The organism is Streptomyces sp. NPDC058289, assembly GCF_042880975.1.
GTDB lineage: Bacteria > Actinomycetota > Actinomycetes > Streptomycetales > Streptomycetaceae > Streptomyces > Streptomyces stoeckheimensis.
The window spans coordinates 1-23,431 of record NZ_JBHVYI010000117.1 but is presented as its reverse complement, the minus strand read 5'-3'; the positions used below and the strand labels follow the sequence as shown (position 1 = coordinate 23,431).

The window sequence follows — 23,431 nt, the reverse complement described above, 5'->3', positions numbered from 1 at the left end:
GGTGAGCAGCAGTCGGTGTGCGCTCACCGCTCCACGTCGAACGAGAACCGGCCGGCCCGAAGGCCGGCCGGTCAACAGCATCAGGGGAACGGATCAGGCGAAGACGGCGAGCGACTTCGCCTTGCCGTTCTTGCTCTCGACGAGCCCGAGCAGCTGCCCGTCCGGCCCGTAGACCGCGACCGCCTTGCCGGGCTCGTACTCGTCCGGCATGTCGATCCGCACGCCGTTCGCCAGCAGCGACGCCCGTCGGGCGTCGAGCTGCCAGCGCGGGAACGCGGCAGCCGCCGCGTCGCCGATCGGCATGACGGTCAGCTCCTCCTGGAGCTGGTCGAGCGTGCGCGCCCGGTCGAGCTTGTACGGGCCCACCCGCGTGCGCCGCAGCGCCGTGAGGTGCCCGCCGACGCCGAGGTCGGCGCCCAGGTCCCGTGCGAGTGCGCGGATGTACGTACCGCTGGAGCAGACCACGGAGACGACGAGATCGACGACCTTGGTGCCGTCCTCGGCCTCGGCCTCCCGCATGTCGTACACCTGGAACGAGGACACGGTCACCGGGCGGGCCGGGATCTCGAAGTCCTCGCCGTCACGTGCGCGCTTGTAGGAGCGCACGCCCTTGATCTTGATGGCGCTCACCTTGGACGGGACCTGCATGATCTCGCCGGACAGCTTGGCGATGCCCGCGTCCACGCCCTCCCGGGTGACCCCGGTGGCGTCCGTGGACGAGATGATCTCGCCTTCGGCGTCGTCCGTCAGGGTGTTCTGGCCCAGCCGGATGGTGCCGAGGTACTCCTTCTCCGTGAGCGCGAGGTGGCCGAGGAGCTTGGTGGCCTTCTCGACGCCCAGGACCAGCACGCCCGTCGCCATCGGGTCGAGCGTGCCGGCGTGGCCGACGCGGCGGGTCTTGGCGATCCCGCGCATCTTGGCGACCACGTCGTGCGAAGTGAATCCGGACGGCTTGTCGACGATGACCAGGCCGTCCGGAGTCTTCCCTGCGTTGGTGCTCATTACGCGGATGCGTCCCCGTCTTCGTCGGCTTCGTCGGCGTCCTCGTCCTCGTCCGGCTTCTTGTACGGGTCGGCGTCGCCGGCGTACTTGGCGCCGGAGGACACCTCGCGCACCTGGGCGTCGGAGGTCCGCGCCTTCTCCAGGAGGTCCTCGATGCTCTTGGCGGTCTCAGGAAGGGCGTCCGCCACGAACGTCAGGGTCGGCGTGAACTTGGTCTGCGCCGCCCGGCCGACCGCGGAGCGCAGAACGCCCTTGGCGCTCTCCAGACCCGCTGCCGCACTGACGCGCGCCTCGTCGTCGCCGTACACCGTGTAGAAGACCGTGGCCTCCCGCAGGTCGCCGGTGACCCTGGTGTCCGTGATGGTCACGTGCGTACCGAGGCGGGGGTCCTTGACGCCGCGCTGCAGCTTCTCGGCCACCACCTCCCGGATGAGGTCCGCCAGCTTCTTCGCCCGCGCATTGTCGGCCACTGGTCCGTCTCCTTCTTCGTCTTGCGGTCAGTCTTCATCACCGTGGAGCCGTCGGCGTACCGACAGCAGCTCCACTTCCGGACGTGCCGCGACCAGCCGCTCGCAGCGGTCCAGTACATCCGAGAGGAACCCCGTGTCTCCACTCACCAGAGCGACCCCTATACGGGCCCTGCGGTGCAGGTCCTGGTCGCCCACTTCGGCCGCGCTCACAGAGAACTTGCGCTGGAGCTCGGCCACGATGGGCCGGACGACGGAGCGTTTCTCCTTCAGCGAGTGAACGTCGCCGAGGAGCAGATCGAAGGACAGAGTCCCCACGTACATGCAGTTCCGGATATCCCGCCGGTGCGGGTTCGGTGGCCTGCCGGCCGTCGCGCGGCAGGGTCATCAGAACCGTACACGCAACGGCCGGGGCCGATCGACGGATATTCCGCCGACCGGCCCCGGTGTTACAGCTACCTACGACACGGTGCGAACCGCCTCGCGCTTACGCGCGGGGCTTCTCGCGCATCTCGTACGTCGCGATGACGTCGTCGATCTTGATGTCGTTGAAGTTGCCGAGGTTGATACCGCCCTCGAAGCCTTCGCGGATCTCGGTGACGTCGTCCTTGAAGCGGCGCAGACCGGAGATGGTGAGGCTCTCGGCGATGACCTTGCCATCGCGCAGGAGCCGCGCCTTGGTGTTGCGCTTGACCTCGCCGGACCGGATGAGGACACCGGCGATGTTGCCCAGCTTGGACGAGCGGAAGACCTCGCGGACCTCCGCCGTACCGAGCTCGACCTCTTCGTACTCCGGCTTGAGGAGACCCTTGAGGGCCGCCTCGATCTCCTCGATGGCCTGGTAGATCACCGAGTAGTAGCGAACGTCGACACCCTCGCGCTCCGCCATCTGCGCGGCACGGCCGGCCGCACGGACGTTGTAGCCGATGACGATGGCGTCGGAGCCCATCGCCAGGTTGATGTCGGACTCGGTGACCGCACCCACACCGCGGTGCAGGACGCGGATGTCGACCTCTTCGCCGACGTCGAGCTGGAGCAGCGAGGACTCGAGAGCCTCCACCGCACCGGACGCGTCGCCCTTGATGATGAGGTTGAGTTCCTGGACCAGACCGGCCTTGAGGACCGAGTCGAGGTCTTCCAGGGACACCCGGCGGACGCGCTTGGCGAAGTTGGCGTTGCGCTCACGCGCAGCACGCTTCTCGGCGATCTGACGGGCGGTGCGGTCCTCGTCGACGACGAGGAAGTTGTCGCCGGCGCCGGGGACGTTGGTGAGACCCAGGACCAGGACGGGGGTCGCGGGACCCGCTTCCTCGACGTTGTTGCCCTTGTCGTCGAGCATGGCGCGCACGCGTCCGTAGGCGTCGCCCACGACCATCGTGTCGCCGACGCGGAGGGTACCGCGCTGGACGAGGACGGTGGCGACGGCACCGCGGCCGCGGTCGAGGTGGGACTCGATCGCAATACCCTGAGCGTCCTGCTCCGGGTTGGCGCGCAGGTCGAGCGAGGCGTCGGCGGTGAGGACGACGGCCTCGAGCAGGGAGTCGATGTTCAGACCCTGCTTGGCGGAGATGTCGACGAACATCGTGTCGCCGCCGTACTCCTCGGCGACCAGACCGAACTCGGTGAGCTGACCGCGCACCTTGACCGGGTCGGCACCCTCGACGTCGATCTTGTTGACCGCGACGACGATCGGGACGCCGGCGGCCTGGGCGTGGTTGAGCGCCTCGATCGTCTGCGGCATCACGCCGTCGTTGGCCGCGACCACGAGGATCGCGATGTCGGTCGACTTGGCACCACGGGCACGCATGGCGGTGAACGCCTCGTGACCCGGGGTGTCGATGAAGGTGATCTTGCGCTCTTCACCGTTGACCTCGGTACCGACCTGGTACGCACCGATGTGCTGCGTGATGCCACCGGCCTCGCCCGCAACGACGTTCGTCTTGCGGATGGCGTCGAGCAGTCGGGTCTTACCGTGGTCGACGTGACCCATGACGGTCACGACCGGCGGACGCGGCATGAGGAATTCCTCGCCGCCCTCGTCCTCGCCGAACTCGATGTCGAAGCCCTCGAGGAGCTCGCGGTCCTCTTCCTCCGGGCTGACGATCTGAACGACGTAGTTCATCTCGCCGGCCAGCATTTCGAGGGTCTCGTCGGAGACGGACTGCGTGGCAGTGACCATCTCGCCGAGGTTCATCATCACGGCGACGAGCGACGCCGGGTTGGCGTTGATCTTCTCCGCGAAGTCGGTGAGGGACGCACCGCGCGACAGGCGAACGGTCTCGCCGTGACCACGCGGCAGCATGATGCCGCCGACCGACGGGGCCTGCATGGCCTCGTATTCCTGGCGACGCTGGCGCTTGGACTTGCGTCCACGACGCGCGGGACCACCGGGACGGCCGAAGGCACCCTGCGTGCCACCACGGGCATTGGGGCCACCGGGACGCCCGGCGAAGCCGGGACGACCGCCGCCACCGGCACCAGCCGGACCGCCGCCGAAGCCGCCACCACCGGGACGGGGACCGCCGAAGCCGCCGCCGCCACCCGGACGCGAGCCCGGACCGGCCGGACGACCGGCGAAGCCGCCGCCCGCGGGACGACCGGCGCCACCGGCGCCGCCGGGACGGGGACCGCCCGCACCGGGACCACGGCCACCGGGGCCGCCACCGGGACGGGGACCGGGACCACCGGCAGCGGGACGCTGCGGCATCATGCCCGGGTTGGGACGGTTACCACCGGGAGCACCACCGGGACGCGGGGCGCCGCCCTGCGGACGGGGCATGCCGCCGGGGGTCGGGCGACCAGCGCCCTGACCCTGGGGACGCGGAGCGCCGCCGGGGCCGCCCTGCGGACGGGGAGCGCCACCCTGGCGGTCACCGGCGCCGGGGGCACCGGGACGGGGAGCGCCGGCCGGACGGGGCGCCTGCGGGCGCGCCATGCCGGTGGAGCCACCAGAGGTGAACGGGTTGTTGCCCGGACGGGGACCGGCCGGACGGGCGCCCTGCGGACGCGGCGCCTGGGCACCGGGACCGGCGGGACGCTCGGCACGCGCCGGAGCGGCACCGGCCGGACGCGGGGCGCCGGGACGGGCGCCGGACTGGCCGCCCTGGGCCGCCGGACGCTCGGGGCGCTGCTGCGCCGGACGCGGACCGGGGGTCGCGCCGGGACCGGCGGGACGGTCGGTGCGTGCCGGAGCCGCGGCGGCCGGAGCCGCCGGAGGCGCCGAGAACTCGGTCGCCACGGGAGCCGCCGGAGCGGGCTTCGGGGCGGCCGGAGCCTTGGGGCCGGGACGCGGACCACCGGGGGCGGCGGTCGGGGTCACCGGGGCGGGGGCGCTGACGGCCGGGGCCTCGGCAACGACCGGCTTGGGGGCCGGGGCGCCGGGCTTCGGGGCAGCGGGACGTGCAACAGCACCCGGGGTGGGAACCCCGGGCTTGGCGGGGGCGGCCTTGCGGGGCTCACCCGGCTTCGCAGCGGACTTGCCGGCGTTGCCGCCGGGGCCCTGCAAAGCATCGGTCAACTTGCGTACGACCGGCGCCTCGATCGTCGAGGACGCCGAACGGACGAACTCACCGAGTTCCTGGAGCTTGGCCATGACGACCTTGCTCTCAACTCCGAACTCCTTGGCGAGTTCGTATACCCGGACCTTAGCCACTTCGCTCCTTTTAGGTCCGGGTTACGCCGGACCGTGTCTACTTCATGCTCGTACTCATCGCGTACTCATCGAGGGGTGCTCATCGCAATCTCGACCTACTTCCAACTCGCGAGGTACCTGACCGCACGGTGATCCGTGCCGTACTACGTGCTTAGTGTCGCCTCGGCCTCATCGGCCACGGCATTGTGCAGTTCCGCCGTGTCGAACGGTCCTGCGGACTTGAAAGCCCGGGAGAACGCCCTGCGGCGGACAGCCTGGTCGAGGCAGACCACGGCGGGGTGCACGTAGGCACCCCGGCCGGGCAGCGTACCGCGAGGATCGGAGACACATTTGTCACCGACCGCCACGATGCGCAGCAGATCGCTCTTGGCCGCTCGCTCCCGACACCCCACACAGGTGCGTTCGGGGCATGCGCGGGCTTGCGTCCGGCCAGACACGCTTAAGTCTACCTCCCCGCACCGACCTCACCCCTTCGGGTGAAAAATCGAACGGATGTTGTTGTGATCACGAGTGCCGGGTCCCGCCGCCGAAACCTCGGTGGCGGACAGCCGTGCACGTCGAGCAGGGCTCTTGTCGCCCCTGCTGTTCTTGTGTACCGCCCGAACAGCTCCGGGCGGTAGCGGTTTTATTCCCCGCGGCGGTCGTCGCGGCGGTCGTCCCGCCGGTCGTCGCCCCGGGCGTCGCGGCTGTCGCCCCGCTCGTCCCGGCGCTCGCCGCGGTCGCGGTCGTCCCCGTCCGAGGGCTGCTCGGTGTCGGGACGGATGTCGATGCGCCAGCCGGTCAGGCGAGCGGCGAGGCGGGCGTTCTGGCCCTCCTTGCCGATGGCCAGCGACAGCTGGTAGTCGGGCACGGTCACCCGCGCGGAGCGGGTGTCCCAGTCCACGACCTCGACCTTGCTCACCCGGGCGGGTGACAGGGCGTTGGCGACCATCTCCGCCGGGTCGTCCGACCAGTCGACGATGTCGATCTTCTCGCCGTGCAGCTCGGCCATCACGTTGCGCACGCGGCTGCCCATCGGGCCGATGCAGGCGCCCTTCGGGTTGAGGCCGGAGCGGTTGGCGCGGACGGCGATCTTGGTGCGGTGACCGGCCTCACGGGCGATCGCGCAGATCTCGACGCTGCCGTCGGCGATCTCCGGGACCTCCAGCGCGAACAGCTTCTTCACCAGGTTCGGGTGGGTGCGCGACAGGGTCACGGACGGACCGCGGACACCCTTCGCCACCCGCACGACGTACGACTTCAGGCGCAGTCCGTGCGTGTAGTCCTCGCCGGGGACCTGCTCCTGGACCGGCAGCATGGCCTCCATCTTGCCGATGTCGACGAGGACGTTCTTCGGGTCCTTGCCCTGCTGCACCACGCCGGTGATGACATCACCCTCGCGGCCCAGGAACTCGCCGAAGGTCAGGTCGTCCTCGGCGTCGCGCAGACGCTGGAGGATCACCTGCTTGGCGGTCGTCGCGGCGATGCGGCCGAAGTCCGACGGGGTGTCGTCGAACTCCTTGGCCTCCTGGCCCTCTTCCAGGTCCCTCGGGTCCTCGGTCGCCCACACGATCACGTGACCGTTGGTGCGGTCGAGCACGACGCGTGCGCGCCGGAAGCTTCCCTCGGTGCGGTGGTACGCGATGAGGAGGGCCGACTCGATCGCTTCGACGAGCAGGTCGAAGGAAATCTCCTTCTCCCGGACCAGACCCCGTAGGGCACTCATGTCGATGTCCACGACTACGCCTCCTCTTCCTTCTTGTCCTTGCGGTTGAACTCGATCTCGACACGCGCCTTGGCGATGTCGGTGAACACGATGCGGCGGGCGGTCGCCTTGCGGCCCTTCACGCCCGGGACCTCGAGGTCCATGCCCTCGTCGTCGACGTCGAGGATGCGGGCGATCACTTCCCCGCCGTCCGACGTCTGGAACTTCACGAGCCGGCCGATCGCCCGGATGTAGTGACGGTGCTCGGTCAGCGGGCGGTCCGCGCCCGGCGAGCTCACTTCGAGGACGTACTCGTCCTCACCCATCGCGTCGGTCTCGTCCAGCAGGTCCGAGACCTCGCGGCTCAGCTCGGCGCACGCGTCCAGCTCCACGCCCTCGTCGGAGTCCACGATGATGCGCAGCATCCGGCGCTTGCCCGCCTTGGACGTCTCGATCTCCTCGAGGTCCAGGCCCTTGGCGGCGACGAGCGGCTCCAGCAATGCGCGCAGCCTGTCGCTCTGGGTGGTGCTCATCCGGGTGACTCCTCGGCCGCGTGTGCTGTTGTGATTTCCGTCGTGCGTCAGGTCAAAGGGTATCCGGTCGCGGAGGGTGTTGCCGTCCGCGCTGCGCCGGGGGCCCCGGGTACCGTGATCACACCCTGCCGCCATCACCCCCAAGGACGTCCCCGTGCCCTCGATCCTGCCGTCGCGAAGAGGCCTGCTCGCCGGTGCCGCGGGCATCGCCGGAGCCGCGCTGCTCAGCGGTTGCTCCGACGACGGGCCGCCCGCCGCGGACCCCGAGGTTCCACTCGAACGGCGGATGCGCGAGACGGCCGTTCGTGAGAGCGAGCGGCTGCTGGAACGTTACGACGCCACGAGCGCGGCCCACCCGGCCCTCGCGCAGCGCCTCGCACCGCTGCGCGCCTCGGTCGCGGCGCACGCGGCGGCCCTCGCCGACGAGGGGTCCCCGGCCTCCTCGCCGTCCCGCTCCGCCTCCGCTCCCTCCCCCGTCCCGACCGGCGCCGCGGCCGCCGCTCCCCCAGCTCCGAGCGCCGCGCCGGTCCCCGCCGCGCCCGCCGAGGCGCTGACCGCCCTCGCGGACGCCGAGCGGAGCCTGGCCGAGGCCCGGACGATCTCCTTGGCCGGCGCCCCCGGGGAGCTGGCCAGGATGCTCGCCTCGGTGGCGGCATGCGGCCACGTGCACGCGTACCTGCTGACCTCGACCCCGGGAGCCTCCTCGTGACGCCCACACCCTCCCCCGCCGGCCAGGTCCTGGAGGCCGCGCAGGCCGCGCTCGCCGCCGAGCACGCGGCCGCGTACGGCTACGGCGTGATCGGGGCCCGGGCCGCGGCCGCCCGCTCCGCCGAGGCCCGCGAGGCGTACGGCGGGCACCTCGCGCGCCGCGACGCGCTCGCCCGCACCGTGCGTGAGCTGGGCGGTTCCCCCCGCCCGTCGGAAGCCGCGTACGCCCTGCCGTTCACCGTGCGCACGCCCGCCGACGCCGAGCGGCTGGCCGCCGGGATCGAGGACCGGGTGGCCGGCGCGTACTCCGATCTGGTGCGCGCCGCCGAGGGCCAGTTGCGCCGCGAGGCGGCTGACGCGCTGAGCGCCGCGGCCGTGCGGGCGGCACGCTGGCGTGGTGGCGGCGTAGCCTTCCCAGGGCTCACGGAACGCGCGGACACACCGCGGACCTAGCGCGCAAGCATGCGCGGCGAGCCCGGGCACAGCTGAAAGGGACCACGCACGCATGGCTTTCGAACCGCCGCAGCGGCTCGTACGGGCGCTCGGCGAGCTGCCGGAATCGGCGCACGTCTCGGATTGGCTGGGGCAGCTCCCCGGGCTGGCGGAGGCCGCGCTGGCCCGGCGCGGAGTACAGGCCCAGCGGGTGCAGGCGCCCGGCGGCCGCAGCAGTCTGGTCGTCCTCGTCCGGTACGCCGACGGGACCCCGGCCACGCTGAAGCTGGCCCCGCCGGGGCTCCGGCCCGACCGGGAGCTGGCCGCGCTGGCGCACTGGGGCGGCTTCGGGTCGGTACGGGTCCTCGACACGCGCCATCACGAGGAGGACGGGGCGCTGCTGCTGGAGCGGCTGCATCCCGAGGTCTCGCTGCGGTCGCTGCCGGAGGCGAAGGCGCTGCTGGAGGCCTGCGGCACGCTGCGCAGGCTGTGGGTGGCCCCGCCGACGGGGCACGGCTGGGAAACGGTCGCCGAGCGGACCTCCGAGCAGGCCGAGGTGCTCCGCAAGGCTCCCCCGGAGACGGCGGAGCTGGCCTCGGCGGCGCTGGCGGCCCGCGAGGAGCTGACGGCGGCGCCGGCCGAGGAGCTGCTGCTCCACGGAAACTTCCGGCAGGGCAAGGTCCTCGCCGGCGAGCGCGCTCCGTGGCTGGCGGTGGGCCCGGACCCGATGGTCGGCGAGCGTGCCTACGACCTGGCGCGGCTGGTACGGGACCGGCTGGAGGACCAGATGGCCTCCTCGGCGGGGGCCTCGGGCGCCCGACGGCGGGTGAACAAGCTGGCCGACGCGCTGGAGGTGGACCGGGACCGGCTCCGGGGCTGGACGCTGTTCCGGGCGGTCGAATCGGGCAACCGGGCGCTGGCCGCCGGGCGGCGGCGGGACGCGGAGCTGCTGCTGGAGTTCGCGGGCTGGTTGTAGGGCATAACCCCTGTGGGGGGACCTGGGAGAGTGCCGCCCGGCAGGGGCAGGAGGCCGTCATGGTCCAGGAACTGCTGACAGCCGGCGCCGTAGCGGGCGCCGGGATCGTGGTGTACCTGGGCGCCGCCGCCCGGGTGGTGAAGCAGTACGAGCGGGGCGTGGTCTTCCGCCTCGGCCGGCTGCGGGAGGGCGTGCGGGGGCCCGGCTTCACCATCGTGGTCCCGGGCTTCGACCGGCTGCACAAGGTCAACATGCAGATCGTGACGATGCCGGTGCCCGCGCAGGAGGGGATCACGCGGGACAACGTCACGGTGCGGGTGGACGCGGTCGTGTACTTCAAGGTGGTGGACGCGGCCAACGCGATCATCGAGGTCGAGGACTACCGGTTCGCCGTCTCCCAGATGGCGCAGACCTCGCTGCGGTCGATCATCGGCAAGTCCGACCTGGACGATCTGCTCTCCAACCGGGAGCAGCTCAACCAGGGCCTGGAGCTCATGATCGACAGTCCGGCCGTGGGCTGGGGCGTGCAGATCGACCGGGTGGAGATCAAGGACGTGTCGCTCCCGGAGACGATGAAGCGGTCGATGGCCCGGCAGGCGGAGGCCGACCGGGAGCGGCGGGCGCGGATCATCAACGCGGATGCGGAGCTCCAGGCGTCGAAGAAGCTGGCGGAGGCGGCGGAGGTCATGTCGGAGCAGCCCGCGGCGCTGCAGCTGCGGCTGCTCCAGACGGTCGTGGCCGTGGCGGCGGAGAAGAACTCCACCCTCGTCCTCCCGTTCCCGGTGGAACTCCTGCGCTTCCTGGAACGCGCGGCCCCTGCGCCTGCGGCGACGCCACCCCCGGCTACCGCGGCCCCCGCTCCGAGCCTGGCGGCTCCTGCCCCGGCGCCTCCGAGTCTCGCGGCCCCTGCCCCGGCGCCTCCGAGCATCGCGGCCCCCGCCCCGGCGGCAGCGTCTCCGGACTCCGCTGCGGGGCTCGGCCCCGGGGCGGTTGCGGAGCCCTGCCTCGACGGATCCCCGCCGCCCCCTGCGGAGCCGGACGTGCGCGGGTAGGCGCTGCGCGGGGCCGTCCCCTACCCGCCCTTCCACCGTTCCCCGCGGGCCAGCAGCCCCCGGACCCCCGCGCCTCAAACGCCGGAGGGGCTGGATTTTCGCCGGCGTCGGCCACATTCAGCCTCGCCGGCGCTTGAGGCGCGGGGGTCCGGGGCGGAGCCCCGGGGAACGGGCGAAGGGTGGGTCGGGGACTCCGCCCCGCAGGGCTACGCGCCGGCGGTCAGGCGGGACAGGGCCTCCGGCAGGGGGAGTTCCTCGCGGGTGCCGGAACGGCGGTCCTGGAGCTCGACCACCGACTCCGCCGAGCGGCGGCCCGCGACCAGGATCCACGGGACCCCGATGAGCTCCGCGTCCGTGAGCTTCACGCCGGGCGAGAGGCCGGGCCGGTCGTCCAGGAGGACCCGCAGCCCGGCCCCGGCCAGGGACTCCGCCGCCGACTCCGCGAGGGCGAGCGGCACCGCCTTGCCCGCCGCCACGACGTGCACGTCGGCCGGGGCCACCGCTGCCGGCCAGCACAGGCCCCGTTCGTCCGCCGTCTGCTCGGCCAGCGCGGCCACCGCGCGGGAGACGCCGATTCCGTAGGAGCCCATCGTGACCCGGACCGGCTTGCCCTCCTTGCCGAGGACGTCCAGCCCGAACGCGTCCGCGTACTTCCGGCCGAGCTGGAAGATGTGCCCGATCTCGATCGCCCGGTCCAGGCGGAGCCTGGTGCCGCAGGACGGGCAGGGGTCGCCCGCCTCCACGACGACCACGTCCAGGTACCGGTCCACCTCGAAGTCCCGCCCGCAGACCACGTTCCGGGCGTGCGTGTCGGGCTTGTTGGCCCCCGTCACCCAGGAGGTGCCCGGCGCGACGCGCGGGTCGGCGAGGTAGCGGACCTTCTCCAGGCCCTGCGGGCCCACGTAGCCCCGTACGAGGTCGGGCCGGCCGGCGAAGTCCTCCGCCGTCACCAGCTCCACGACCGCCGGGGCCAGGTGCTCCCCGAGCTTGCCGAGGTCGACCTCCCGGTCCCCCGGTACGCCGACGGCCGTGATCTCTCCGTCGATCTTGACGAGGAGGTTCTTCAGGGTCGCCGACGCGGGGACGCCCAGGTGCGCCGCCAGGGTCTCGATGGTGGGGGTGTCGGGGGTCGGGATCTCCTCCAGCGGGCCGTGCTCCCCCCGGGCCGGGGTCAGGGCGAAGGTCACCGCCTCCGTGTTGGCCGCGTAGTCGCAGGAGGGGCAGTCCACGAAGGTGTCCTCGCCCGCCTCGGCCGGTGCCAGGAACTCCTCCGACGCCGAGCCGCCCATCGCGCCCGAGACCGCCGACACCACCCGGTGGTCGAGGCCGAGCCGCTCGAAGATGCGTACGTAGGCCTCGCGGTGGAGCCGGTAGGACTCCGCCAGGCCCTCGTCGGAGACGTCGAAGGAGTACGAGTCCTTCATCTGGAACTCGCGGCCGCGCAGGACGCCCGAGCGGGGCCGCGCCTCGTCCCGGTACTTGGTCTGGATCTGGTAGAGCATGACCGGCAGGTCCTTGTAGGACGTGCACTGGTCCTTGACCACCAGGGTGAAGATCTCCTCGTGGGTGGGGCCGAGCAGGTAGTCCGCGCCCTTGCGGTCCTTGAGCCGGAAGAGCAGGTCCCCGTACTCCGACCAGCGGCCGCTGACCTCGTACGGCTCCTTCGGCAGCAGCGCCGGGAGCAGCACTTCCTGCGCCCCGATCCCGTCCATCTCCTCGCGGACGATGCGCGAGACGTTGTCCAGGACCCGCTTGCCGAGCGGCAGCCAGCTCCACACTCCGGCGGAGCTGCGCCGGACGTAGCCGGCCCGGACCAGGAGGCCGTGGCTGAGGGTTTCCGCGTCGGCGGGGTCCTCGCGGAGGGTCTTGGCCATCAGGCGGGACATGCGCTGCACGTGTTGCGTTGACATGACGGGAGGCTACCGGGGGCTCCGGGGCCCGCGGAAACGGATTGAGCGCCTACGGGGTCGGCGCCGCACGGGCACGTGGCCGTACGGGGCTCAGGGCCTGCGCAGCGGCAGCGGGGCGCCCATGACGGCGTACGGGAGGCTCGCGCTCGGGAAGAGGACCTGGCGGGCCAGGTCCGAGTAGCCGAGGGAGCGGTAGAGGCCGCGGGCGGGGCTGTCGGTGTCGATCGCGGAGAGGATCGAGCGTTCCTCGGCGGCGGTGTCGGTGATCAGGGTGATGAGGGCGCGGCCGACGCCCTTGCCCTGGAAGCCTGGGTGGACGTGCAGCTCGGTGATCACGAAGGACCCGTCGAGCCAGCCTTCGTGGCCGCCGGCCCGCAGATAGGGCTCGACGACTCCGGACCACCAGTGCGTGCGGTCGTTGGGCATGCCGTAGACGAACCCGGCGAGCCCCCCGTCCTCGGTGAACGCGCCGAGCGCGCGGGCGCCGCGGCAGGTCATGTGGCGCTGGACGATGTAGCGCCGGATGCCGACCTCCTCCTCGCTGAGCCCGAAGGCCATGGCCTGCACGCGCAGGGCCTCGTCGACCCGGGCGGCGAGGTCGAGGGGCCCGATCCGCAGTCCGGCGGGCCGGCCGGGGTCTTCTCCCGCGGGGGTTGGCATCATGCGGCGACCTTACTGGCCGACCGTGCGGTCGAACAGGAAGATCGGAACAGGACGCTCGGAAACGGCACGGGCAGAACAGGCCGGTCGGAACGGCGTGCTCAGAACAGCACGCTCATGAACGCGCCGACCTCGCGGAAGCCGACCCGGCGGTAGGAGGCCCGTGCGGCGGTGTTGAAGTCGTTGACGTAGAGGCTGACCACGGGGGCCACGTCCCGGAGCGCGTACGCGACGACGGCGGCCATGCCGGTCTCGGAGTGTCCGCGGCCCCGGAACTCGGGGGCCACCCAGACGCCCTGGATCTGGCAGGCGCGGGAGGTCGCGGCGCCGATCTCGGCCTTGAAGACGACCTTGCCGTCCTCGATGCAGGCGAAGGAACGCCCACTGGCGACCAGCTCGGCGACGCGGGCCTGGTAGAGCAGCCCGCCGTCGCCGGTCATCGGGGAGATGCCGACCTCCTCGGTGAACATGGCCACGCAGGCGGGCATGATCAGGTCCATCTCGTCCTTGCGGATCCGGCGCACCCGGGGGTCGGCGGTCACCGTGGTGGACGGCTGCTCCATGATCATGAGGGGCTGGCGGGAGCGGACGTCGCGGGCCGGGCCCCAGCTCGGCTCCAGGAGCTGCCAGAGCAGGCTGGTGGCCTCGGCGGGGCCGACGATGGAGGAGCAGCGGCGGCCGGTGCGCCGGGCGCGGTCGGCGAAGGCCCGTACCGCGTCGGGGCCGGCGCAGACGGGCACCAGGTTGGCGCCGGCGTAGCAGAGCGAGCGGAGCTCGCCGTCGGCGTACCAGCCCCACATCTCGCCGCCCAGGCGCCACGGGTCGAGTCCGGCGACCTGGACCCTGGAGGTGACGAATGCGTTCTCGACCGGCGCGCGGCCGAGGATGTCGAGCGCGGCGTCGAGATCACTGGGCTCAAGGACCCGGGTGGTGGTCTGCGTCAACACTGGGGCCTCACCATGCAAGTCTGCTGATCTCCGCACTGTACCCGGACCGGCTCCGAGATGCCCCCGAGGCCCCTCGAGGCGGCTCCGGGGCGGTTCCGGGGCGCCTCGGCCCGGAGGCCCGGAGGCCCGGAGGCCCGCATGCCGACGGGCCCGGGGCCGCACCTGCGCCCCCGGGCCCGTCACGGAAGACCAGCGGGAGACTAGACGCCGATCGCGACGGTCGGCTCGCCCGACATCACGCCGTCCTTCTCCATCTGCTCGGCGATCTTCATCGCCTCTTCGATGAGGGTCTCGACGATCTTCGACTCGGGAACGGTCTTGATGACCTCGCCCTTGACGAAGATCTGGCCCTTGCCGTTGCCGGAGGCGACGCCCAGGTCGGCCTCACGGGCCTCGCCGGGGCCGTTGACGACGCAGCCCATGACCGCGACGCGCAGGGGGACCTCCATGCCCTCCAGGCCCGCCGTGACCTCCTCGGCCAGCTTGTAGACGTCCACCTGGGCGCGCCCGCAGGACGGGCAGGAGACGATCTCCAGGCGGCGCGGCTTGAGGTTCAGCGATTCCAGGATCTGGATGCCGACCTTGATCTCCTCCACCGGCGGGGCCGACAGCGAGACGCGGATCGTGTCGCCGATGCCCTCGGAGAGCAGCGCGCCGAAGGCGACGGCGGACTTGATCGTGCCCTGGAACGCCGGGCCGGCCTCGGTGACGCCGAGGTGCAGCGGGTAGGTGCACTGGGCGGCCAGCTGCCGGTAGGCGTTGACCATGACCACCGGGTCGTTGTGCTTGACCGAGATCTTGATGTCGCTGAAGCCGTGCTCCTCGAAGAGGGAGGCCTCCCACAGCGCGGACTCGACCAGCGCCTCGGGGGTGGCCTTGCCGTACTTCTTCAGCAGGCGCGCGTCGAGCGAGCCGGCGTTGACGCCGATCCGGATGGGGGTACCGGCGTCCTTGGCGGCCCGCGCGATCTCCTTGACCTTGTCGTCGAACTGCTTGATGTTGCCCGGGTTCACGCGGACGGCGGCGCAGCCCGCGTCGATCGCGGCGAACACGTACTTCGGCTGGAAGTGGATGTCGGCGATGACCGGGATGTTCGACTTCTTCGCGATCACGGCGAGCGCGTCGGCGTCGTCCTGCGTCGGGCAGGCCACGCGGACGATGTCACAGCCGGACGCGGTCAGCTCCGCGATCTGCTGGAGCGTGGCCCCGATGTCGGAGGTCCTGGTGGTGGTCATCGACTGCACGGAAACCTGTGCGTCGCCGCCGACGGCGACCGAGCCGACCTGGATCTTACGGCTGACCCTGCGGTCGGCGAGCTTCGTCGGCACGGCCGGCATTCCGAGAGAGATGGCAGTCATCTGCTGTGCAACCCCAAGGTGTGGATTAGGTGCCGGGATCGGCGGGCTCCAACCTCCGAGATTACGCCAACCGGCACGCCTCCCGTGCATCGCAGGTCGCGTGCCACTCGAACGTAGGGAGCCGGGCACGAAGAGTGCCCGGCTCCGGTTCGCATGCAGTACGGATGGCCCGTACGAGGTCCCGCCGATCTTTCGATCAGGTGATTTTAATGGGATTGACCACGTCTGCGGCCAGTACCAGCAAGGTGAAACAGAGGAAAACTCCGGCCACCACGTACGCGGCGGGCATCAGCTTCGCCACGTCGAACGGGCCCGGGTCGGCGCGCCGGAAGACCCGGGCGAAGGCCCGCCGCACCGACTCCCACAGGGCGCCCGCGATGTGCCCGCCGTCCAGCGGCAACAGGGGCAGCATGTTGAACAGGAAGAGGGAGAGGTTGAACATGCCCAGGACGTTCAGCATGATCGACATCCGCTGCTCGCTCGGAATGTCCAGGGCCGCGATCTCCCCGTTGATCCGGGCCGCGCCGACGATTCCCATCGGGGAGTCGGGCTCCCGCTCGGCTCCGTTGAAGACCGAGTTCCACAGGGCCGGGATCTTGCCCGGGAGCTGGGCCAGACCCTGCACGCTGCTCTGGACGACCTCGCCGACCCGGTCCGCGGACTGGGTGAAGGTGAGCGGGGCGATCACCGACTTCGGGCCGACGCCGAGGTAGCCGGCCGAGACGTACTCGCCCTTGACGTAGCCGCCGTGGCCGTCGGTCTTGCCCACGCGGTTCTCCACGAGGCTCGCGTGGAGGGTCAGCTTCTGGCCGTCGCGCAGGACGGTGAGGGTGGCGGGGCCGATGGTGTTGCGGATGTTCTGCTGGAGGGTGTCCCACTGCTCGACCGGCTTGCCCTGGAAGCCCACGATCTTGTCGCCGACCTGCAGGCCGGCGGCCTTGCCCGGGGCAGCCGGGTCGCCGGCCCGGCATTCGTCGCGGTTCTCGCTCTGCTTGATCACGCAGTCGGTGACGGTCTGGACCTGGGTGGTCGTCTGCTGGACCCCGAAGGTCATCCACACGCCGAAGAAGATCGCCATCGCGAGGACCAGGTTCATGAACGGTCCCGCGAACATCACGATCACGCGCTTCCACGGCTTGCGCGTGTAGAAGAGCCGCGAGTCGTCGCCCGGCTGCAGTTCCTCGTACGCCGCCGAGCGCGCGTCCTCGATCATCGAGCGGAACGGCGACGTGGAGCGGGCGGTGACCTTGCCGTCCTCGCCCGGCGGGAACATCCCGATCATGCGGATGTAGCCGCCCATCGGGATGGCCTTGAGCCCGTACTCGGTGTCGCCCTTCTTGCGCGACCAGATGGTCCGGCCGAAGCCGACCATGTACTGGGGCACGCGGATGCCGAAGAGCTTGGCCGTGGAGAGGTGGCCGAGCTCGTGCCAGGCGATGGAGAAGAGCAGCCCGACCACGAAGACGAGCACGCCGATCAAGGTCAGCAGTACGGTCATGCGCGCGCCTCCAGGGCGGCACGAGCCGCCATCTCCTGTGCCCGGGCCCTGGCCCAGGTCTCCGCTTCAAGGACGTCCGCGACCGTGAGGGAAGTTCCCTTGGCCGGGGTCCCGTGTTCATCGACCACGGCAGAGACCGTATCCATGATTGCTGTGAACGGGAGCCGACCGGCCAGGAACGCTTCTACGCACTCCTCGTTCGCCGCATTGAACACGGCGGGCGCGGTACCGCCCAGGGTGCCGACGTGCCGGGCCAGGCCCACCGCCGGGAAGGCCTCGGTGTCCAGCGGGAAGAACTCCCAGGTGGACGCCTTGGTCCAGTCGAAGGCGGTGGACGCGTCCGGGACCCGCTGGGGCCAGCCGAGGCCGATCGCGATCGGGCCGCGCATGTCCGGCGGGGTGGCCTGGGCCAGCGTGGAGCCGTCGGTGAACTCCACCATGGAGTGCACGTACGACTGCGGGTGGACCACGACCTCGATCCGCTCGAAGGGGATGTCGTAGAGCAGGTGCGCCTCGATGACCTCCAGGCCCTTGTTGACCAGGGTCGCCGAGTTGACGGTGATCACCGGGCCCATCGCCCAGGTCGGGTGGGCCAGGGCGTCCTCCACCGTGACCGAGGCCAGCTCGGCGCGGGTGCGGCCGCGGAAGGGCCCGCCGGAGGCGGTGACCACGAGCTTGCGCACCTCGGCGCGGGTGCCCGCGGCCAGGGCCTGGAAGAGCGCCGCGTGCTCGGAGTCGACCGGGATGATCTGGCCCGGCTCCGCCAGGGCCTTCACCAGCGGGCCGCCGACGATCAGCGACTCCTTGTTCGCGAGGGCCAGGGTCCGCCCGGCCCGCAGCGCGGCGAGGGTGGGCGCGAGGCCGATGGAACCGGTGATGCCGTTGAGCACGGTGTGGCACTCGGAGGCGGCGAGCTCGGTGGCCGCGTCCGGGCCGGCGAGGATCTCGGGCAGCGGCTCACCGGGGCCGTACTCGGCGTCCAGCGCCTCCTTGAGGGCCGGTACGACGTCTTCGTTCGCGACGGCCACGGTGTTCACGCGCAGCAGCCTGGCCTGCTCGGCCAGCAGCGCGACACGGCCGCCGGCGGCGGACAGGGCCGTGACCCGGAACCGGTCCGGGTTGCGCAGGGCCAGGTCGATGGCCTGGGTCCCGATGGACCCGGTGGAGCCGAGGATGACGATGTCCCGACGGCCGGCCGCGGGGTCGAAGAGGAGGTGCGGATCGGCAAGGGGGGATGGGCGGTCGCTCATGGACCCATGTTGCCGCAACTCAGGGGCGCCCGGACACGGAGCCCCCCTCCGTTACCCGAAGGAGAAGGTGCGGGAGCGTCCCGGCGAAGTCCGGGAGGGTACTGGCCACCCGCCACCAGGCGTCCGGATCGGAGCCCAGGGCCAGCGCGAACAGCCGGTCGGCCTCGGCCCGCGCGGCCAGCACCGGGGCGGCCGGCTCGTGACGGTCGGGGTGGTCCACCTCACCCAGCCAGTGGTCCTCGTCCAGGGCCCAGCAGGCGGGCGCCTTGTGCCGGATCACGTCCTCGCCGGTGAGCAGCCCGCGGGCGAGGCAGTCGCGCACCCACCGGATGTCCTCCTGGACGGACTGCATGGGCACCGCGAGGCTCGCCAGGGCCAGTTCGCGGTCCACGCCCCCGACGGGCTCGGCGGTTGTGGGCGCCACGGAGCGCACCGCCTCGGCGAGCCCGGGGACCGGTGGTCCTTCGGCGGGCTCCGACAGGGTGCCGCGCACGATCCGGGCCACCAGGACCGGCAGGGTGCCGGGGAAGCCGGGGGCGTGGCGCAGCAGCTCCGCCCAGAGCCGGGGGTCGTCGCGCAGGGGGCGCAGCGCCCGGGCGACGGCGGTGCGCATCCCCGTCCGCTCGGGCAGGGTCCAGCGCAGGCCGCGGGCCCCGGTCAGGTCGGTGAGCAGCAGGGAGCGGTGCGCGGGGGCCACGTGGGCGACGAGCTCCTCGTGCGTGACCCGGCCCATCCGCACGGCGCGGACGGCGGGCCGGTGCCAGGAGGGCTCGTCCGCCGCCGCGGTGGCGAGCAGCCCGTGGACGGTCTCCCGGGGCAGGTCCTCGACGAGCAGCAGGGCTTCGACGGAGCCGGCCGGCAGCGACCGGCGGAGGTGTTCGGCGAGCAGCAGCTCCGGGTCCGGGTGGTGGCGGAGCGCCAGGATGTCCAGCGGGACCCTCGGTCCGCGCCGGCCGTGCCGGCGGAGCAGGCCTATGAGCTCGGCCGCGGTGAGCGGCCCGTCGTCGGCGTCCCGGCCGAGCTCGGCGTGGAGCACCGGCAGGAGTTCCGGCGGGGTCCGGCGGCGGGCGTACCGGGCGGGGCCGGGCAGGCCGGGCAGCGGCCGGCCCACGACGCGGGGGTTGCGGGCGACGTAGGCCCGGTCGGCCGCGCTTCCGTGGCGAAGCAGCAGGGTGACGGTCGAGGCCGCCAGCCATTCGTCCCGGCACAGGTACTTGAAGGCGGGCTCGTCGAGCCGGCCGATCATGTCGGTGACGACGTGGTCCGGTGCGTGGCGCAGCACGTGCGCCACGCACCAGGCCAGCCGTCGGCTGGTGCGGTCTTCCTCGGCCGTCGGCATCGTTCTCGTCCGCCTCGCGCTGTGCTCGTACCCGTACTCGTACTCATCCTCGTACGTCGGTCCGACGTCCGGCGATGATTGCAGGTCAGCGCAGCGGCCGGTGGACATTTTCGCGGGTTGACGGGCCGGGGGCGGCGTCGGCGATCCACGGGCCGTCGCCGGAGGGGTCGAGGATGCCCTCCTCGAGCCAGGTGTAGGTGCCGGACAGGACTCCGGCCACGACCTTGCGGTCCAGGTCGTCGGTGTTGTCCCAGAGCCGCCCGAAGAGCTCCTCCACGCGGAGCCGGGACTGCCGGCAGAAGGCGTCGGCCAGCTGGTAGGCCTCGCGGCCGTGCTCTCCGGAGGCCCGCAGGTGCTCGGCGCGCACGCAGGCCGCGCTCATCGCGAAGAGCTCGGCGCCGATGTCGACGATCCGGCCGAGGAACCCCTGCTTGGTCTCCATCCGGCCCTGCCAGCGGGACATCGCGTAGAAGGTCGAGCGGGCGAGCTTGCGCGACCCGCGTTCGACGTAGCGCAGATGGGTGGCGAGGTCGGGGTGGCCGCTCGGATGAAAGGCCCGGTAGGTGCCGGGGACCTGGCCGGCGCCCGTGGCGAGCTGCGGCAGCCAGCGGGCGTAGAACCCGGCGGCGCGGGCGCCCGCCTTCGCCTTGTCGCCCAGGGCCTTCTCCGGATCGATGAGGTCGCCGGCCACCGACAGGTGGGCGTCCACGGCCTCGCGGGCGATCAGCAGGTGCATGATCTCCGTGGAACCCTCGAAGATCCGGTTGATGCGCAGGTCGCGGAGCATCTGCTCGGCCGGGACGGCCCGCTCGCCGCGGGCCGCGAGGGACTCGGCGGTCTCGAAGCCGCGCCCGCCGCGGATCTGGACCAGCTCGTCGGCCATCAGGCAGGCCATCTCGGAACCGTAGAGCTTGGCGAGGGCGGCTTCGATGCGGATGTCGTTGCGGTCCTCGTCGGCCATCTGGGAGGCCAGGTCGACCACGGCCTCCAGGGCGAAGGTGGTGGCCGCGATGAAGGAGATCTTCGCGCCGACGGCCTCGTGCAGACCGACCGGCCGCCCCCACTGCTCGCGTACGCCGGACCATTCGCGGGCGATCTTCAGGCACCACTTCCCCGCGCCCACGCACATGGCGGGCAGCGACAGCCGGCCGGTGTTCAGCGTGGTCAGCGCGATCTTCAGCCCGGCGCCCTCGGCGCCGATGCGCTGGGCGGCGGGGACCCTCACCCGGTGGAAGCGGGTCACGCCGTTCTCCAGGCCGCGCAGGCCCATGAAGGCGTTGCGGTGCTCGACGGTGATGCCCGGCGAGTCGGCCTCGACGACGAAGGCGGTGATCCCGCCGCGGTGGTTCTCGCTCTTGGGGACCCGGGCCATGACGACGAGCAGGTCGGCGACGACCCCGTTGGTGGTCCAGAGCTTCACGCCGTCCAGGACGTACGCGTCCTCCCCGTCCGGGACCGCCGTGGTGGCCAGGCGCGCCGGGTCGGAGCCGACGTCCGGCTCGGTGAGGAGGAAGGCGCTGATGGCGGTGGTCGCGCAGCGCGGCAGGTAGGCGTCCTTCTGCTCCTGGGTGCCGAACATCTTCAGCGGCTGGGGCACGCCGATCGACTGGTGGGCGGAGAGCAGGGCGCCGATGGCCGGGCTGACGGAGCCGACGAGCGCGAGCGCCTTGTTGTAGTACACCTGGGTCAGGCCGAGGCCCCCGTACTTCGGGTCGATCTTCATGCCGAGCGCGCCGAGCTCCTTGAGCCCGCGCACGGTCTCGTCGGGGATCTTCGCCTCGCGCTCGATGCGCGCTCCGTCGACGGAGGTCTCGCAGAACTCCCGCATCCGGGCCAGGAAGGCCTCGCCGCGCCGGACGTCCTCCTCGGCGGGGAGCGGGTGGGGGTGGATCAGGTCCAGCCGGAACCGTCCGAGGAACAGCTCCTTGGCGAAGCTCGGCCGCTGCCAGTTCTGTTCCCGGGCCGCTTCCGCGACCTGCCGAGCCTCGCGCTCGGTCACCTTGGGCTGCGCGGGCTGTACGGGTTGTGCGGGCGGGACGGGCTGTGCGGGCTGTGTTGCGGACATGAGCGGGCTCACCTCGCCGCCGAGAGAGGGGGTGCTTACCGGTGGGTGCTACCAGTGAGTCGTACCCGTTTCGGGCGGCGGGGAAGCGGCGGCGAACGAGGGACGGCCGGAGCCCCCGCACAGTAGGCTCCGGCCGTCGGCTTTGTGGGCCGTACGAGTTGGTCAGATGTCGAGGCCGCTGAGGACCAGGACACGCTCGTAGGTGTAGTCGTCCATGGCGTAGCGCACGCCCTCGCGGCCCACACCGGACTGCTTGACGCCGCCGTACGGCATCTGGTCGGCGCGGTAGGACGGGACGTCGCCGACGATCACGCCGCCGACCTCCAGCTCGCGGTGGGCGCGGAACGCGGTCTGGATGTTCCGCGTGAAGACGCCGGCCTGCAGACCGAACTTCGAGTCGTTGACGGCGGCGAAGGCCTCGTCGGTGTTCTCGACCCGGCGCAGGGTGAGGACCGGTCCGAAGACCTCCTCGGTGGCGAGGGTGACGCCCTCGGGCACCTCCGCGACGACGGTGGGCTCGTACGAGGCACCCTCGCGCTTGCCGCCCGTGAGCAGCTTGGCTCCGGCGGACACGGCCTCGTCGACCCAGGACTCGACCCGCTTGGCGGCGTCCTCGGAGACGAGGGGGCCGACGTCGGTGGCGGAGTCGTTCGGGTCGCCGGTGACCTGCTCGCGGACCTTGGCGACGACCTTCTCGACGAGGCGGTCGTAGACCGTCGCGTCGGCGATCACGCGCTGTACGCCGATGCAGGACTGGCCGGCCTGGTAGTTCGAGAAGGTGGCGATGCGGGTCGCGGCCCAGTCGAGGTCGGCCTCCGAGGACCAGTCCTCCAGGACCACGGCCGCGGCGTTGCCGCCGAGCTCCAGGGTGCAGTGCTTGTGGGGCACGGCCTGCTGGATGGCGTAGCCGACCTTGTCCGAACCGGTGAAGGAGATGACGGGCAGGCGCTCGTCCTTGACCAGCTCCGGCATCTTGTCGTTGGCGACGGGGAGCACGGACCAGGAACCGGCCGGCAGGTCGGTCTCGGCGAGCAGCTCGCCGAGGATCAGACCCGAGAGCGGGGTGGCCGGGGCCGGCTTCAGGATGATCGGCGCGCCGACGGCGATGGCGGGGGCCACCTTGTGGGCGCACAGGTTCAGCGGGAAGTTGAAGGGCGCGATGCCCAGGACCGGGCCCTTGACGAAGCGGCGGGTCAGGGCCAGACGGCCGACGCCACCGGCGTCGGTGTCCAGGCGCTGGGCCTCTCCGCCGTTGAAGCGGCGGGCCTCTTCGGAGGCGAAGCGGAACACGGACACCGCACGGCCGACCTCACCGCGGGCCCACTTGATCGGCTTGCCGTTCTCGGCGGAGATCAGCAGCGCGATCTCCTCGGTGCGCTCGGCGAGCCGGCGGGCGACGTGGGCCAGGGCCTCGGCGCGCACGTGGGCCGGGGTCGCGGAGAACTCCGCCGTCACGGCGTACGCGGCGGCTACGGCCTCTTCGACCTGGGCGTCGGTCGGGACGCTGACGGTACCGACGAGGCGGCCGTCCCACGGGGAGTGGACGTCGAAGCTGTCGTCGCCCGTGGCCTGGCGGCCGGCGAGCCAGAAGGCGTGGGTGGAAGTCATGCTGATCCCGGCCCTTCGGAGTGTGTGCGGTGGGTCCTTGTCCCCTCCACCGTAGGACTCCGGCGGGGTTTCGGCGTTTGTCCGGGGTGGAGTACGTGCGCGGCGCGGCGCGCCGCTTTGTCAGTGTCGGGGGCGCGCGTGCGCGTGCGGGGCCCTGCGGGGGCTGTTCCCCTACCCGCCCTTCGCCCGTTCCCCGGGCTCCGCCCGGACCCGGTCCTCAAACGCCGGACGGGCTGGATTGGCCGCTGCGCGGCGGGTCTGGGGCTGGGCCCCAGGCGGGTCCGGGGCAC

General features: G+C 71.9%; 20 protein-coding genes. 4 read left to right on the top strand and 16 right to left on the bottom strand.

Annotation, left to right across the window (positions count from 1 at the left end; genetic code table 11):
- Window positions 1-93: 93 nt before the first annotated feature.
- The 7 genes from truB to rimP form a co-directional block, all read right to left on the bottom strand.
- Complete coding sequence (gene truB, locus ACFVX6_RS36570; RefSeq protein ID WP_389698909.1) at window positions 94-1,002, bottom strand: tRNA pseudouridine(55) synthase TruB; 909 nt, start codon at window positions 1,000-1,002, stop codon at window positions 94-96.
- On the bottom strand, window positions 1,002-1,472 hold the full coding sequence (gene rbfA / locus ACFVX6_RS36565) for a 30S ribosome-binding factor RbfA (RefSeq protein ID WP_389698908.1): 471 nt from the start codon (window positions 1,470-1,472) through the stop codon (window positions 1,002-1,004). Before rbfA ends, truB begins: the two co-directional genes overlap by 1 nt.
- 27 nt (window positions 1,473-1,499) lie before the next feature.
- Window positions 1,500-1,793: a DUF503 domain-containing protein gene (locus tag ACFVX6_RS36560; protein ID WP_030161467.1), complete on the bottom strand. Its 294-nt coding sequence runs from the start codon at window positions 1,791-1,793 to the stop codon at window positions 1,500-1,502.
- A 163-nt stretch (window positions 1,794-1,956) separates the two neighbouring features.
- Window positions 1,957-5,121, bottom strand: a complete 3,165-nt coding sequence (infB, locus tag ACFVX6_RS36555; RefSeq protein ID WP_389698907.1) for a translation initiation factor IF-2 — start codon at window positions 5,119-5,121, stop codon at window positions 1,957-1,959.
- A 143-nt stretch (window positions 5,122-5,264) separates the two neighbouring features.
- Window positions 5,265-5,558 (bottom strand): YlxR family protein, encoded by a 294-nt coding sequence (locus ACFVX6_RS36550; protein WP_389698906.1) that lies wholly within the window; start codon window positions 5,556-5,558, stop codon window positions 5,265-5,267.
- A gap of 188 nt (window positions 5,559-5,746) precedes the next feature.
- Window positions 5,747-6,838, bottom strand: a complete 1,092-nt coding sequence (gene nusA / locus ACFVX6_RS36545) for a transcription termination factor NusA (protein ID WP_389698905.1) — start codon at window positions 6,836-6,838, stop codon at window positions 5,747-5,749.
- Window positions 6,839-6,840: 2 nt separating this feature from the next.
- Window positions 6,841-7,338: a ribosome maturation factor RimP gene (rimP, locus tag ACFVX6_RS36540; RefSeq protein ID WP_266904030.1), complete on the bottom strand. Its 498-nt coding sequence runs from the start codon at window positions 7,336-7,338 to the stop codon at window positions 6,841-6,843.
- A gap of 154 nt (window positions 7,339-7,492) precedes the next feature.
- On the opposite strand from rimP, the gene ACFVX6_RS36535 reads away from it, so the two are divergent.
- The 4 genes from ACFVX6_RS36535 to ACFVX6_RS36520 are packed head-to-tail and all read left to right on the top strand — an operon-like array spanning window position 7,493 to window position 10,506.
- On the top strand, window positions 7,493-8,047 hold the full coding sequence (locus ACFVX6_RS36535) for a hypothetical protein (protein WP_389698904.1): 555 nt from the start codon (window positions 7,493-7,495) through the stop codon (window positions 8,045-8,047).
- Window positions 8,044-8,499: a ferritin-like domain-containing protein gene (locus ACFVX6_RS36530; protein WP_389698903.1), complete on the top strand. Its 456-nt coding sequence runs from the start codon at window positions 8,044-8,046 to the stop codon at window positions 8,497-8,499. Before ACFVX6_RS36535 ends, ACFVX6_RS36530 begins: the two co-directional genes overlap by 4 nt.
- 52 nt (window positions 8,500-8,551) lie before the next feature.
- On the top strand, window positions 8,552-9,454 hold the full coding sequence (locus ACFVX6_RS36525; protein ID WP_389698902.1) for an aminoglycoside phosphotransferase family protein: 903 nt from the start codon (window positions 8,552-8,554) through the stop codon (window positions 9,452-9,454).
- A gap of 59 nt (window positions 9,455-9,513) precedes the next feature.
- Window positions 9,514-10,506 carry a slipin family protein gene (locus ACFVX6_RS36520; protein WP_389698901.1) on the top strand — a complete coding sequence of 331 codons (993 nt, stop codon included), beginning with the start codon at window positions 9,514-9,516 and terminating at the stop codon, window positions 10,504-10,506.
- A gap of 206 nt (window positions 10,507-10,712) precedes the next feature.
- On the opposite strand, the gene ACFVX6_RS36515 is transcribed toward ACFVX6_RS36520, so the two are convergent.
- The 9 genes from ACFVX6_RS36515 to ACFVX6_RS36475 form a co-directional block, all read right to left on the bottom strand.
- The gene (locus tag ACFVX6_RS36515; protein ID WP_389698900.1) at window positions 10,713-12,416 is read right to left on the bottom strand and encodes a proline--tRNA ligase; all 1,704 of its coding nucleotides are present in this window, start codon (window positions 12,414-12,416) and stop codon (window positions 10,713-10,715) included.
- A 90-nt stretch (window positions 12,417-12,506) separates the two neighbouring features.
- Window positions 12,507-13,076, bottom strand: coding sequence for a GNAT family N-acetyltransferase (locus tag ACFVX6_RS36510; RefSeq protein ID WP_389698910.1), 570 nt, complete (start codon window positions 13,074-13,076; stop codon window positions 12,507-12,509).
- Between the two features lie 101 nt (window positions 13,077-13,177).
- Complete coding sequence (locus tag ACFVX6_RS36505; RefSeq protein WP_389698899.1) at window positions 13,178-14,023, bottom strand: GNAT family N-acetyltransferase; 846 nt, start codon at window positions 14,021-14,023, stop codon at window positions 13,178-13,180.
- A gap of 200 nt (window positions 14,024-14,223) precedes the next feature.
- Window positions 14,224-15,381 (bottom strand): flavodoxin-dependent (E)-4-hydroxy-3-methylbut-2-enyl-diphosphate synthase, encoded by a 1,158-nt coding sequence (ispG, locus tag ACFVX6_RS36500; protein WP_389698898.1) that lies wholly within the window; start codon window positions 15,379-15,381, stop codon window positions 14,224-14,226.
- A 196-nt stretch (window positions 15,382-15,577) separates the two neighbouring features.
- On the bottom strand, window positions 15,578-16,879 hold the full coding sequence (locus tag ACFVX6_RS36495) for a M50 family metallopeptidase (RefSeq protein WP_389698897.1): 1,302 nt from the start codon (window positions 16,877-16,879) through the stop codon (window positions 15,578-15,580).
- Complete coding sequence (gene dxr, locus ACFVX6_RS36490) at window positions 16,876-18,129, bottom strand: 1-deoxy-D-xylulose-5-phosphate reductoisomerase (protein ID WP_389698896.1); 1,254 nt, start codon at window positions 18,127-18,129, stop codon at window positions 16,876-16,878. Before dxr ends, ACFVX6_RS36495 begins: the two co-directional genes overlap by 4 nt.
- A 19-nt stretch (window positions 18,130-18,148) precedes the next feature.
- The gene (locus ACFVX6_RS36485) at window positions 18,149-19,468 is read right to left on the bottom strand and encodes a hypothetical protein (RefSeq protein ID WP_389698895.1); all 1,320 of its coding nucleotides are present in this window, start codon (window positions 19,466-19,468) and stop codon (window positions 18,149-18,151) included.
- A gap of 85 nt (window positions 19,469-19,553) precedes the next feature.
- Window positions 19,554-21,533: an acyl-CoA dehydrogenase family protein gene (locus ACFVX6_RS36480; protein ID WP_389698894.1), complete on the bottom strand. Its 1,980-nt coding sequence runs from the start codon at window positions 21,531-21,533 to the stop codon at window positions 19,554-19,556.
- 162 nt (window positions 21,534-21,695) lie between these two features.
- Complete coding sequence (locus ACFVX6_RS36475; protein WP_266904043.1) at window positions 21,696-23,141, bottom strand: aldehyde dehydrogenase family protein; 1,446 nt, start codon at window positions 23,139-23,141, stop codon at window positions 21,696-21,698.
- Window positions 23,142-23,431 lie beyond the last annotated feature (290 nt).

Bases quoted from the DNA above. Each gene is read 5' to 3' on its own strand.
- ACFVX6_RS36525 (WP_389698902.1), top strand. From the start codon at position 8,552: ATGGCTTTCGAACCGCCGCAGCGGCTCGTACGGGCGCTCGGCGAGCTG.
- ACFVX6_RS36475 (WP_266904043.1), bottom strand. From the start codon at position 23,141: ATGACTTCCACCCACGCCTTCTGGCTCGCCGGCCGCCAGGCCACGGGC.
- truB (WP_389698909.1), bottom strand. From the start codon at position 1,002: ATGAGCACCAACGCAGGGAAGACTCCGGACGGCCTGGTCATCGTCGAC.
- dxr (WP_389698896.1), bottom strand. From the start codon at position 18,129: ATGAGCGACCGCCCATCCCCCCTTGCCGATCCGCACCTCCTCTTCGAC.
- ispG (WP_389698898.1), bottom strand. From the start codon at position 15,381: ATGACTGCCATCTCTCTCGGAATGCCGGCCGTGCCGACGAAGCTCGCC.
- ACFVX6_RS36480 (WP_389698894.1), bottom strand. From the start codon at position 21,533: ATGTCCGCAACACAGCCCGCACAGCCCGTCCCGCCCGCACAACCCGTA.
- ACFVX6_RS36520 (WP_389698901.1), top strand. From the start codon at position 9,514: ATGGTCCAGGAACTGCTGACAGCCGGCGCCGTAGCGGGCGCCGGGATC.
- ACFVX6_RS36515 (WP_389698900.1), bottom strand. From the start codon at position 12,416: ATGTCAACGCAACACGTGCAGCGCATGTCCCGCCTGATGGCCAAGACC.
- rimP (WP_266904030.1), bottom strand. From the start codon at position 7,338: ATGAGCACCACCCAGAGCGACAGGCTGCGCGCATTGCTGGAGCCGCTC.
- ACFVX6_RS36510 (WP_389698910.1), bottom strand. From the start codon at position 13,076: ATGCCAACCCCCGCGGGAGAAGACCCCGGCCGGCCCGCCGGACTGCGG.
- ACFVX6_RS36560 (WP_030161467.1), bottom strand. From the start codon at position 1,793: ATGTACGTGGGGACTCTGTCCTTCGATCTGCTCCTCGGCGACGTTCAC.
- ACFVX6_RS36495 (WP_389698897.1), bottom strand. From the start codon at position 16,879: ATGACCGTACTGCTGACCTTGATCGGCGTGCTCGTCTTCGTGGTCGGG.
- ACFVX6_RS36485 (WP_389698895.1), bottom strand. From the start codon at position 19,468: ATGCCGACGGCCGAGGAAGACCGCACCAGCCGACGGCTGGCCTGGTGC.